The sequence below is a fragment of the Neisseria sp. genome (assembly GCF_041804105.1).
Lineage (GTDB): Bacteria > Pseudomonadota > Gammaproteobacteria > Burkholderiales > Neisseriaceae > Neisseria.
On sequence record NZ_JBHCJY010000141.1, the window covers coordinates 1 to 11,727 of the forward strand.

Consider the following 11,727-nt stretch of genomic DNA (forward strand, 5'->3'; position numbering starts at 1 on the left):
CGACCGTTTTTGCGGCCGTATTTGATTAGGGTGTTTTGGTGACAAAACGGGCATTTTTTATGTTCATTGGTAAAAAATCGCTGAAAGCCTTGCATGGTAATGCTTGCAGCGATTTTTACCAACCCAAATGTCCATTAAGCCGAAAAACACCAATTCTGTGTTGCCAAAACAATTCGATATAAAAAAGCGGGCATAACCCGCTTTCTCACAACAATCCAATCTCCGTAAAAAACCGCCCGTAAACCTCCGCCTTTTTCTCCAACGCCAGCGGATACGCCCGCGACGACGACGGCAGGCGGTAGAGGCGCAAATGCCTGTCTGCAAACACCGCCTCCGAATAAGCGCCGATTTTCGGCTGTGCCGTTTCAGACGGCATGAGTGAGAGCAGCGTATCCGTCGCCAGTTCGCCCGTGGTCATCACCGTGCGGCACAGCGGCATCTTGTCCAGCAGCGCCACCAAATCCACCGCTTCGACAACCTGCAAAAACTTATCCGACGCATTGCCCTGCAAACGCCGCACCCGATACGCCGTGTCGTAAACCGCAATCCCCTTATCCGCCAAAAACTCGCGCAACAGCGTTTCCCGAAACGCCTTGCCGTCCTCGGCCACAAAATAATCCTTGTCCGCGAAAAACACCAAGCCGAAAATCCGCCACATATCGTTTTGAAAATTCGGGTAATAAAAATCCATCTTCCAACGCGCGCGCGGCGGCGGGAAGGAACCGAGCATCAGGAGCTTGGCGTTGGGTGGGGTGAACGGCGGCAAGGGGTGGGTTTCGATGGTCATTTTTTTATCAATTTATACGGCAGGCGTTGGGATTCGCATTGTGGGGATACTCTGGTGTCTTGTTCGCCAACCGTCCACGTTGCCATGCCGTCTTTGAAATCGGTCAGATACATTTGCAAACTTTGCGGGTATTCGCATTTGCCGAGTTTGATTTTGGTCGTTTTTTCAAGTTTGCTGCAATCTTTGTCTCTGGCACACGTTGTAGCGATAGTTCCAATACGGGTGACCATGCCGTTTTCTTCGGCACTCAATGTAGTTTGATAGTTGAAGACGTATTTTCCGGTTGCGACCACTAGTAAGTTGTTGGATGGTTTGTCTGCTCCACCTATATCATCCGCAACAAACTCAACCGGCATTTCACCATCTGTTCTCTGTGACGGCGGCTCCCATGCATAAATCGAATCTTTGAATTTCAGCGGTTTGCCATCTACAAACAGCGTAGGAACAACTTTAGGGCAGGCTGCCAGCTCGAAATCGCTGTAATTCAGTGTTTTTTTCTTCACATTACGTTTTTTGTGGAAATTTATCGTATTGCCAAACGAGAAAAAGTTATGCTTTAAAACGCAGGTTTGATTGCCGATTTTGAACTGATGAAGGCTCTTTTCACCGGCAGTTGTTAAGACATCCTCCGTAATGGCAATTTCATCACGGTTGTTTCCGTTTTTAGAAACCGATAGCGACTTCAACGAAAACGGCCCCCAAATTAAAGGCTCGCCGTTATTGTTGTACAGTGCGTAACCGTCTCCTGTACTGGAGAAAACGGTATCCGTCGAGATGCCTTTAACTTCTTGGTGTACATATTGTTTGAGATTCGGCTTGGCAAATACAGGCACGGCAGCCAAAAGCGCGGTGAGAACCAGCAGTTGTTTCATGATGCTTTCCTTAGAGCGGTTGGATTGTGTCGGGATGATTATAGCCTTCTGAACTTCAGACGGCCTAAAATTTGTAATGCAATTCTACCGCTGCAACCTTGCAAACGCATCCACCATCGCGGTATTGCCCACGATTTTTTCTTTTTGCCCTTTGTTTTTCAGGCTGTCTGAACGGTTTGCGCCGCCTTTTTCAGACGGCCTTTTCATCGCGATAGCGCAGCAGTTCAGCAATATCCTGCGTTTGCCCCGTCGCGGCAAAATGCAGCTTGTTTTGATCACTTTGAAAAACTGCATCGATCCAGTATCAAATACGGCGGGTTTACACCCACCCTACTCATGGTAAAGATTCCGCACGTTTTCAGACAGGCATCCGCCCCAATCGGCGGGAAACAACCCGTTTTGCACATCGCGGTGAAACGAAGAATGCGGCCAGTTGCGCACCTGCCGCACCAAGCCGTGTTTTACCGGATTGAAATAAGTATAAAAAACATGACGTTCCAAATCCTCATCATCACGGATTTTATGTTCCCAAAACCGCCGCTGCCAAATACCCGCTTCACGTTTCCCGTTTTGGCTGGCATTCGGACGGCAGCAGCTTTCAGGCAGGCGTTTGGAAAAATTGGTTTTCAGAACCTGCACGATACGCGAAAAATCGTTGCGGTTTTCAGGCAGCCGCAGCACCAAATGGAAATGGTCGGGCAGGACAGTAACCGCAACGGTTTCAGACGGGCAATGCCGCAAAGTTTCCCGATAGGCCTCGCGAAATTCATGGATATACCGTACCAGCCAATCACAACGGCGGTCTTGCAGAACCGCCGTGATAAAGTAAGTGCCGCCGTAAGCATAATCGCGGCGGTAGTTGGACATGATGTTTTCCCTTTTTGTTGGAATGATTAAAGCCGTAGGGTGGGTGTAAAGCCACCGCGTTTAAGGCCGTCTGAAAGTTGGGATAATAGGTTTTTACACTACGGACTAGTAGTCAAAAATATCTATTTCATCGTTGGAAATAATACTGTCTAATTTATTAAATTCATCTTGTTGGAAAATCGAAGTATTATTCAAAATATTCAGCATATTTTTTCCCTTTATCCAGCTATTATTCCATAAAATAATTTTTTCTTTATCAATAATTTGAAGATTGCATATTTTTTCAGAAAATTCAAAATGTTTTAAATCCATTTTTAGCATTCGCTGAAGCCAAATTTGAGCAAATCCAGAATTAGGCATTCTGCTTAATTTGGCATGTACTAATAAAGCCATTGTATTCAAATTATCTTGCTCTAAAAGTAATTTGCTGATAATCGCACAGCAGATTGGTATTGATTTAGGATTATTGTATGCAATATCTGCAGCAATACTAATAAGCTGCTCAACATTTTTAATTTTTCTATTCTTGCTTCTAATTTTCTCTATCTTTTTATCAAACTTATTCAGTGCAGTGTTAAGGCTTCCTGAATTAGGATAATTGACACCGTAATTTCTGATAAGTAATAACTGTTTTTGCAAACTTATCCTATAATTCTGCGGCGTATATAGCCATGCTAACTTATCTTTTTTAATTGATTGGGTAATTACATCTTGACTACCTTTGGTTTTACTGGCGTTTAACTTTAATCCCAAAGGCATCATAATTTCAGAAAGCAGTTTTAAAATCTTTTCCCCATCATTAGGATTACAAACAAAAATCCTATAATCATCACGATACCGTAAAATTTGATATTCGATTATTTTGTGTTTTTTAAGAGTAATGCATAAAATAAAATCGATATATCCAAGCACTATTTCAGCAACAAAATCCATCAAAACAGAACCTTGTGGAATACCATTGGTTTGTCCGTTTTGGGTATTTTGAATACTTTTATCTATATAATTTCCAAGTCCGTCTTTACGATTATATTTAGCTTTTTTCCGACCTTCTACCGCCCATGCGATCGAATGCGTGTAAATTGAACTATAACAATCTGCTATATCGGTATCAAAAATATAATCATATTGCAAAGATAATAGGATAGACTGTTGCTCAACTTGTTCCCACCAATTGGAAATTTGCTGAGCCTTATCTGACTGTTTATTTTCTGATTGAACAGGGATACTTAAGCATTTTATTCTATTGTTATTTTGAAATTTCTTGAATCTCGCCTGTAATTTATCCCAATTCTTTTCTGTTGTTATTTCATGAACTAAAGCGACGTACGCTAATGGATGAATCAATTGAAGTGGTCGCCATGATAGTTTCCCATCTTTATTTGCATACAATAAATAATTTACATCATCCAATTCTCCCATTGCTTTTTTTGACCGACTAAAATCATTCACTAAATTTTTATCTTTATACTCGTCAGATATTTTTTTTAATAATTCTGAGAACGAAAAATACTTTGGCAAATCAATATTGCAGTAGGTTTCGTGTTTTAAGAAAAAATTTCTTGCTTCATCATGAGTTAGCTCTAATACGATTTTTCTGTTCATTTTGATTTCCACGAATCTATTGAACGGTGGGTTTACACCCACCCTACGGGATTCGGCTTTTCAGACGGTATGGGTGTGATGTGGAGGTTGGCGGCGGGATATAGGCTGCCTGCTTTGCCGTAGGGTGGGTGTCAACCCACCATTTTAACGCCGTCTGAAACCGCAAATGCCTGTCTGAAAATCCTAATATGGTGGGTTTACACCCACCCTACGGGATTCGGCTTTTCAGACGGCATGGGTGTGATGTGGAGGTTGGCGACGGGATAGGCTGCCTGTTTTGCCGTAGGGTGGGTGTAAACCCACCATTTTCATGCCGTCTGAAACTGAAAATGCCTGTCTGAAAATTCTAAATAAGGTGTGTTTACACCCACCCTACATCGTTTATGCTTTTCAGACGGCCTTACCTTTTCAACCGCGCAAACGCATCCGCCATCGCGGTATTGCCCACCGTCTTTTCCCTTTGCCCTTTGTCTTTCAGGCTGCCTGAGCGGTTGTTGCGCGCGGCGTTTTCAGACGGCCTGCCGTTTTTTGCCGAACCGCTGTCTGCGTCGTCGTTCAGGCGCATGGTGAGGGCGATGCGTTTTCTTGCGGCATCGACTTCCAGCACTTTTACTTTCACCACATCGCCGGCTTTGACGATGTCGCGCGGGTCTTGCACGAAACGATCGGCGAGCGCGGAGATGTGGACGAGGCCGTCCTGATGCACGCCGATGTCGACGAATGCGCCGAAGTTGGCGACGTTGGAGACGACGCCTTCCAGTATCATGCCTACCTGTAAATCACTGATTTCATTGACACCTTCGGCGAAGGAGGCCGTCTGAAATTCGCCGCGCGGGTCGCGGCCGGGTTTTTCCAGTTCGGCGAGGATGTCCAGGATGGTGGGCAGGCCGAATTGTTCGGTGGTGTAGGCGGCGGGTTTGATTTGACGGATTTTGTCGCGGTTGCCGATGAGGTCGGCGGCGCTGATGTGCAGGTCGTCGAGCATTTTGGCGACGACGGGGTAGGCTTCGGGGTGCACGGCGCTGGCGTCCAGCGGTTCTTTGCCGCCGTTGATGCGCAAAAATCCGGCGGCCTGCTCGTAGGTTTTTTCGCCGAGGCGCGGTACTTTGAGGAGTTTGCGGCGGCTGTCGAACGCGCCGTTTTCGTCGCGGTAGGCGACGATGTTTTGCGCCAAGGTGCTGTTTAAGCCGGAGATGCGGGCGAGCAGCGGCACGGAGGCGGTGTTCACGTCCACGCCGACGGCGTTCACGCAGTCTTCCACTACGGCATCGAGCGATTTGGCGAGTTGGGTTTGGTTGACGTCGTGCTGGTACTGGCCGACGCCGATGGATTTTGGGTCGATTTTGACGAGTTCGGCGAGCGGGTCTTGCAGGCGGCGGGCGATGGAAACCGCGCCGCGCAAGCTGACGTCGAGTTCGGGAAATTCTTTGGCGGCCAGTTCGCTGGCGGAATAGACGGACGCGCCGGCTTCGGAGACGACGATTTTGTGCAAGCCCGCTTCCGGCAGGCCTTTGATGAGTTCGCCCGCCAGTTTGTCGGTTTCGCGGCTGGCGGTGCCGTTGCCGATGGCAATCAGTTTGATGCCGTGTTTTTTCACGAGGGCAGCGAGCGTTGCCAAGGCGTTGTTTTCCTGATGCAAATAGACGACGGCGGTGTCGAGCAGCTTGCCGGTATCGTCCACCACGGCGGTTTTGATGCCGGTGCGGTAGCCGGGGTCGAGGCCGAGGGTGGGCAGGCGGCCGGCGGGCGCGGCGAGCAGCAGGTCTTTGAGATTGCGCGCGAACACGGTAATCGCGTCGTTATCGGCGTTTTCTTTCAGACGGCCTAAGGCGTCGAGTTCGAGCGACAGGAAAATCTTCGCGCGCCAGGTCAGGCGCACGGTGTCGCGCAGCCATTTGTGGCCGTCTGAAATCTTGAAATGCGCGGCGATGATTTTTTCATACGCGCTTTGCTCGGTAATCGGCGTTTCGTCGGGCTGGTATTTGAGCGCGACGGTCAGCACGCCTTCGTTGCGGCCGCGCAAAACGGCCAGCGCGCGGTGGCTGGGCATGGTACGCACGGGTTCGCGGTGGTCGAAATAATCCTTGAATTTTTCGCCCTCGTTTTCTTTGCCTTCAAGCACTTGTGCATGAATTTCCGCTTCCGCCCACAGCTTGTCGCGCAGGCGGCCGATGAGTTCGGCGTCTTCGGCGAACTGTTCCATCAGAATGGCGCGCGCGCCGTCCAAAGCGGCTTTGGTATCAGGAACTTGCTCGTTCAGGTAGCCTTGCGCGGCGGTTTCCGGGTCTTGCGACTGGTCGGCCAGCAACACGTCGGCAAGCGGCTGTAAGCCGTTTTCACGCGCGATTTGCGCCTTGGTGCGGCGTTTGGGTTTGTAGGGCAGATATAAATCTTCCAGCGCGGTTTTGTTGTCGCAGGCTTCGATTTGCTCGCGCAGGCCGTCTGAAAGTTTGCCCTGTTCTTCAATGCTTTTCAGCACAGTTTGCTTGCGCTCTTCCAGTTCGCGCAGGTATTGCAGACGCTCGGCCAGCGTGCGCAACTGCGTGTCGTCCAACCCGCCGGTGGCTTCTTTGCGGTAACGGGCGATAAACGGCACGGTTGCGCCCTCGTCGAGCAAATCGACGGCGGCTTGGATTTGGGCGGCGGTGGCGGAGAGTTCGGAGGCGATGATTCGGGTGATGTTCATGGTTTCGGGTGTGATGATTGGAAAAAGGGAAAAGGATAGCGGGTTTGGGCAGGCTTGGCAAAAAGGCAGGCCGTCTGAAAAGTTTTAGCTTCGCATAAACTTGCTTCGTGCGTTTTCAGACGGCCTTGTGTTGTGATTTCTTGAATCGTTGCTTGATTTTTCGTAGGTACGTTAGCCACCCGCAGCGGCGTAACCGTATAAATGCACTCATTATATTTTCAGACGGCATCATTCATTCTACTCCGACATTGCGTACGGTTACGCCGCCGCGGGCGGCTAACCGTACCTACTTTGATTTCTACAACTGTATCTGCGAAACGAATGACTATTCTAGGCGACTGCGTTCACCCGTCATTCCCGTGCAGGTGGTAATCCATATGGTTAACTTTCGGTAATCGCTGAAAAGTGCCACGCTTGCGCGGCAAACTCCGTTTCTGAGCATGGCAAGTTTGGATTCCCGCCTGCGCGGGAATGACGATAGTGTCCCGCTGCCCAAAACGTATATTGTTCAAAAATTCTGCCGCAAAACAGGCTGTTTGAATTCTGTAAAAAGTCAGGCCGTCTGAAAATGGTTTTCAGACGGCCTGTTTCGTTATCGGGACAAAGGGGCATCATGCTTTCTGTTCTGCCGGCTCTTCGTTCCACGGTGCGACTTTAAACAGCAGCAGCATTCCGGGAATGGCGAGTACGAAGCAGAGCCAGTAGAAATCGACGTAACCCATTTTCTCAATCAGCCAGCCGGCCGCGGAATTTAAAAATGTACGCGGTGCGGCAGACAGACTGGACAGCAGGGCGAATTGGGTGGCGGCAAAAGCGGGGCTGGTTTCGCGTGCCATATAGGCCAGATAAACCGCTGTACCCAAGCCGATGCCGACGGCCTCGGCGGCAATCACCGTGCCGAGTATCAGCCGCTCGTTGAAGCCGACGGTGTCGAAGTGGCCGTAGCTGGCCAGCCAGACAAAACCCAAAATGGTAATCCACTGCACGAAACCGAACAGCCACAAGGCTTTGTTGACACCGAGTTTCAGCATCCAAATGCCGCCGAGTATGCCGAATATGATGGCCGGCCAAAGCATGGCGTGTTTGGCAATCAGGCCGATGTCGGTTTTGCTGTAGCCCATGTCGAGATAAAACGGCGTGGCCAAGGCGGTGGCCATGCTGTCGCCGAGTTTGTAGAAAAAGATGAATGCCAGCACCATCAATGCCTGCTTCACGCCTTTTCTGCCGAAAAATTCGCTGAACGGCTCAACCACGGTTTGTTTGAGGGTTTTCGGCGCAGCGGGCGGCAAGTCGGGTTCACGGGCCAGGAACAGGGTCATCAGCAAACCGGGAGTCATAAACAGCGCGGTAATCAGGAATACGGTCGGCCAGGGCATGTGGTCAGCCAAAATCAGGCTGAGCGAACCGGGAACCAGCGAAGCAATGCGGTAGGCATTGACATGAATCGAGTTGCCCAACCCCAATTCGTTATCACTGAGGATTTCACGACGGAAGGCATCCAGCACGATGTCCTGACTGGCGGAGAAAAACGCTACTACGGCAGACAGACCGAGAATGAAGTGAATGTGTTGCTGCGGATTGAGGAAGGCATACGCCAGCAGACTGAGCAGCAGCACGATTTGCGTAACCAGCATCCAGCCGCGCCTGCGGCCGAGAAACGGCAGACGTACGGAGTCCATGGCGGGCGACCAGATGAATTTCCAAGCGTAAGGAAAGCCGATTAGGGCCATCAGGCTGATGGTTTTCAAATCGATGTGTTCGCTTCTGAGCCAGGCGGGAATCAGTTGGTAGAGGAAATACAGCGGCAGGCCGGAAGTAAAACCTGTGAAAATGCAGATGAGCATTTTGCGGGTGAAAATCTGCCGCAAAATGCCAGTTTGGGCTTCGGTCATTGTGGAATCCGTAAAGCAGGGATTAAAAGGCTGGATTGTAACAATATCAGATAAGGCCGTCTGAAAAACATTTCAGACGGCCTTATAAATTTATAAACGCTTAAAGCGGCTTAGACGCTTAAAGCGGCTTAGAACCAAGCTTTAATCAGCGCAGCAGTACCGGCGATTCCGCCCACCAGACCTACGCCGGCAGCAGCGGTACCCATGGCACCGTTGATTTGGTCGCGTTTATTGGCGCGTTTTTCACGCTCCAAAGCCAGCTCTTCAGACACGTTTGCACGTTGGCGGCGGTGTTGTTCCAGCTCGGCACGCGACAGTTGCGCAGAGGCACGGTTACGGCCTGCTTTGATTGCGGCAGAATCGTCGCCGATGGCCAAATCACCCACAGAACCGCCGGTAGCGCAACCGGTCAGAACAAAAGTGGCCAAAACCAGTGCAGTCAGACTTTTTTTCATAATTGTATGTTCTCCGAAAAGATTCGTTTGATTAGTGAACCAGGTAAATGTTGCGGTTGCCGTAAGCACGGTGGATGGCATCGGCCTCGTCCATCATTTCCTGACGGCGCTCACCACGGCGTTCCGCACGCTCTGCACGCTCCGCATCCTGAACACGGCGGGAATCGTCGGCCATAGCAGCTTCCTGCTCGGGGCTGATGGCTACGCGCTGGTGTCCGTAAGAAATACAGCCGCTCAAACCGGCCGCCAGCAGTAAAGCTAAAGTCGCTTGTTTCAACATAAATATTCCGTATGGGTTGTTGTTGGAAATCCGATTAAATATTAAATGAAAAAACAGCGGGATACAAGTTTAATTTAACTATCCTGTCCGATTATGTGATTTACGCCAAACAAAACTGTTTCCCATGACATTTCTGTTTGCGCCGGACCGTTTGTCCTTCTGCTTTTTTTCTGTCTGCACCGTTTTTTCAGACGGCCTTGCCGTAGTAGTCCCAAACGTTAAAACAGCGTACAATCGCGCCCCTGTTTAACCGATTTCTTTATTATCCGAAACAATGATTTACCCCAAAACCTACGACGTGATCGTGGTCGGCGGCGGCCATGCCGGCACCGAAGCCGCACTGGCCGCCGCACGCATGGGCGCGCAAACGCTTTTGCTCACCCACAACATCGAAACCCTCGGCCAGATGTCGTGTAACCCTTCCATCGGCGGCATCGGCAAAGGCCATTTGGTGCGCGAAGTCGATGCGCTCGGCGGCGCGATGGCGCTGGCCACCGATATGAGCGGCATCCAGTTCCGCCGCCTGAACGCCAGCAAAGGCGCGGCGGTGCGCGCCACCCGCGCGCAGGCCGACCGCATTCTTTATAAGGCCGCCATCCGCGAGATGCTGGAAAATCAGGAAAATCTCGAACTCTTCCAGCAGGCGGTGGAAGACATCACGTTGGCAGGCGAGCGCGTGTCGGGCGTGAAAACCGCGATGGGGGTGGAATTCAAAGCCCGCGCCGTGGTGCTGACGGCGGGCACGTTTCTGGCGGGCAAAATCCACATCGGTTTGGAAAACTACGCGGGCGGACGCGCGGGCGACCCTGCCGCGCAAGGGCTTTCAGGCCGTCTGAAAGAATTAAAGCTGCCGCAAAGCCGTCTGAAAACGGGCACGCCGCCGCGCATTGACGGCCGCACCATCGACTTTTCGCAGCTCACCGAACAACCCGGCGACACGCCCGTGCCGGTGATGTCCGTGCGCGGCAACGCCCAAATGCACCCGCGCCAGGTTTCCTGCTGGATTACCCACACCAATCTGCACACGCACGAGATTATCCGCTCCGGTTTCGACCGCAGCCCGATGTTTACCGGCAAAATCGAAGGCGTGGGGCCGCGCTATTGCCCGTCGATCGAAGACAAAATCAACCGCTTCGCCGATAAAGACAGCCACCAGATTTTTCTCGAGCCGGAAGGCCTGACCACCCACGAATACTACCCCAACGGCATTTCCACCAGCCTACCGTTCGATATTCAATTGGCGCTGGTGCGCTCGATGAAAGGCTTGGAAAAAGCCCACATCCTGCGCCCCGGCTATGCCATCGAATACGACTATTTCGACCCGCGCAACCTCAAAGCCAGTTTGGAAACCAAAACCATCGCCGGCCTGTTTTTCGCCGGCCAAATCAACGGCACCACCGGCTACGAAGAAGCCGCCGCACAAGGCTTGTTGGCCGGTGCGAATGCCGTGCAATATGTGCGCGAACAAGAGCCGCTTCTGTTGCGCCGCGAGCAGGCTTATTTGGGCGTGTTGGTGGACGATTTGATTACCAAAGGCGTGAACGACCCCTACCGCATGTTTACCAGCCGCGCCGAATACCGCCTGCAGTTGCGCGAAGACAACGCCGATATGCGCCTCACCGAAGACGGCCGTAAAATCGGCTTGGTCGGCGAAGCGCAATGGCGCGCGTTCAACGAAAAACGCGAAGCCATTGAGCGCGAAATCCAGCGCCTGAAAACTACTTGGTACACGCCGCAGAAACTGCCCGAAAGCGAACAAGTGCGCGTGTTCGGCCAAAAACTCTCGCGCGAAGCCAACCTGCACGATTTGCTGCGCCGCCCCAATATCGGTTACGCCGAGCTGATGACGCTGGAGAGCGCGAGGCCGTCTGAAAATCTGGCCGATGAGGTAACCGAGCAAGTGGAAATCCAAGTGAAATACCAAGGCTATATCGACCGCCAAAACGACGAAATCGAAAGCCGCCGCGACATCGAAACGCTCGCTCTGCCTGCCGACATCGACTATAGCAAGGTCAAAGGCTTGTCGGCGGAGGTACAGCAGAAACTGAACCTGCACAAACCCGAAACCGTCGGCCAGGCCAGCCGCATTTCGGGGGTAACGCCCGCTGCGGTGGCTTTGCTGATGGTGCATTTGAAACGCGGGTTTAAAGACGCGAAGTAGGCAGAGAACAGATCAGGCCGTCTGAAAACTTTTTCAGACGGCCTGAGTGTTTTTATATGCTGGTGTTTTCAGCGGTTTGGTTCCGTTTTTGCACCCACGCCCTCACCCATATGAAAAACACCGGC

10 protein-coding genes are annotated in these 11,727 nt (G+C 51.2%); 1 reads left to right on the forward strand and 9 read right to left on the reverse strand.

Annotated elements, in window-relative coordinates; all coding sequences use genetic code 11:
* Nucleotides 1-205 precede the first annotated feature (205 nt).
* The 9 genes from ACEYDX_RS11955 to ACEYDX_RS11995 all read right to left on the reverse strand — a co-directional run bounded on the left by ACEYDX_RS11955 (nt 206) and on the right by ACEYDX_RS11995 (nt 9,441).
* Nucleotides 206-787 carry a uracil-DNA glycosylase family protein gene (locus tag ACEYDX_RS11955; RefSeq protein ID WP_373742240.1) on the reverse strand — a complete coding sequence of 194 codons (582 nt, stop codon included), beginning with the start codon at nt 785-787 and terminating at the stop codon, nt 206-208.
* Nucleotides 784-1,659 (reverse strand): hypothetical protein, encoded by an 876-nt coding sequence (locus tag ACEYDX_RS11960; RefSeq protein ID WP_373742241.1) that lies wholly within the window; start codon nt 1,657-1,659, stop codon nt 784-786. Before ACEYDX_RS11960 ends, ACEYDX_RS11955 begins: the two co-directional genes overlap by 4 nt.
* Nucleotides 1,660-1,743: 84 nt before the next feature.
* Nucleotides 1,744-1,953 carry a hypothetical protein gene (locus ACEYDX_RS11965; RefSeq protein WP_373742242.1) on the reverse strand — a complete coding sequence of 70 codons (210 nt, stop codon included), beginning with the start codon at nt 1,951-1,953 and terminating at the stop codon, nt 1,744-1,746.
* A gap of 36 nt (nt 1,954-1,989) precedes the next feature.
* Complete coding sequence (locus ACEYDX_RS11970; protein WP_373742243.1) at nt 1,990-2,526, reverse strand: transposase; 537 nt, start codon at nt 2,524-2,526, stop codon at nt 1,990-1,992.
* Nucleotides 2,527-2,631: 105 nt separating this feature from the next.
* Entirely contained in the window at nt 2,632-4,128 is a 1,497-nt protein-coding gene (locus tag ACEYDX_RS11975; protein WP_373742244.1) for an RNA-directed DNA polymerase, read from the reverse strand.
* 400 nt (nt 4,129-4,528) lie between these two features.
* Nucleotides 4,529-6,814: a Tex family protein gene (locus ACEYDX_RS11980; RefSeq protein WP_373742245.1), complete on the reverse strand. Its 2,286-nt coding sequence runs from the start codon at nt 6,812-6,814 to the stop codon at nt 4,529-4,531.
* A gap of 611 nt (nt 6,815-7,425) precedes the next feature.
* Nucleotides 7,426-8,706 (reverse strand): AmpG family muropeptide MFS transporter, encoded by a 1,281-nt coding sequence (locus ACEYDX_RS11985; protein ID WP_373742246.1) that lies wholly within the window; start codon nt 8,704-8,706, stop codon nt 7,426-7,428.
* Nucleotides 8,707-8,834: 128 nt separating this feature from the next.
* Nucleotides 8,835-9,161, reverse strand: a complete 327-nt coding sequence (locus ACEYDX_RS11990; protein WP_373742247.1) for an NGK_0946 family protein — start codon at nt 9,159-9,161, stop codon at nt 8,835-8,837.
* A 31-nt stretch (nt 9,162-9,192) separates the two neighbouring features.
* Complete coding sequence (locus tag ACEYDX_RS11995; protein ID WP_373742248.1) at nt 9,193-9,441, reverse strand: hypothetical protein; 249 nt, start codon at nt 9,439-9,441, stop codon at nt 9,193-9,195.
* A 274-nt stretch (nt 9,442-9,715) separates the two neighbouring features.
* On the opposite strand from ACEYDX_RS11995, the gene mnmG reads away from it, so the two are divergent.
* The gene (gene mnmG, locus ACEYDX_RS12000; RefSeq protein WP_373742249.1) at nt 9,716-11,602 is read left to right on the forward strand and encodes a tRNA uridine-5-carboxymethylaminomethyl(34) synthesis enzyme MnmG; all 1,887 of its coding nucleotides are present in this window, start codon (nt 9,716-9,718) and stop codon (nt 11,600-11,602) included.
* Nucleotides 11,603-11,727: the final 125 nt, after the last annotated feature.

Coding starts and splice junctions, on each gene's coding strand:
- ACEYDX_RS11980 (WP_373742245.1), bottom strand. CDS start 6,814: ATGAACATCACCCGAATCATCGCCTCCGAACTCTCCGCCACCGCCGCC.
- ACEYDX_RS11985 (WP_373742246.1), bottom strand. CDS start 8,706: ATGACCGAAGCCCAAACTGGCATTTTGCGGCAGATTTTCACCCGCAAA.
- ACEYDX_RS11955 (WP_373742240.1), bottom strand. CDS start 787: ATGACCATCGAAACCCACCCCTTGCCGCCGTTCACCCCACCCAACGCC.
- ACEYDX_RS11970 (WP_373742243.1), bottom strand. CDS start 2,526: ATGTCCAACTACCGCCGCGATTATGCTTACGGCGGCACTTACTTTATC.
- ACEYDX_RS11960 (WP_373742241.1), bottom strand. CDS start 1,659: ATGAAACAACTGCTGGTTCTCACCGCGCTTTTGGCTGCCGTGCCTGTA.
- ACEYDX_RS11965 (WP_373742242.1), bottom strand. CDS start 1,953: ATGCAGTTTTTCAAAGTGATCAAAACAAGCTGCATTTTGCCGCGACGG.
- ACEYDX_RS11975 (WP_373742244.1), bottom strand. CDS start 4,128: ATGAACAGAAAAATCGTATTAGAGCTAACTCATGATGAAGCAAGAAAT.
- ACEYDX_RS11995 (WP_373742248.1), bottom strand. CDS start 9,441: ATGTTGAAACAAGCGACTTTAGCTTTACTGCTGGCGGCCGGTTTGAGC.
- mnmG (WP_373742249.1), top strand. CDS start 9,716: ATGATTTACCCCAAAACCTACGACGTGATCGTGGTCGGCGGCGGCCAT.
- ACEYDX_RS11990 (WP_373742247.1), bottom strand. CDS start 9,161: ATGAAAAAAAGTCTGACTGCACTGGTTTTGGCCACTTTTGTTCTGACC.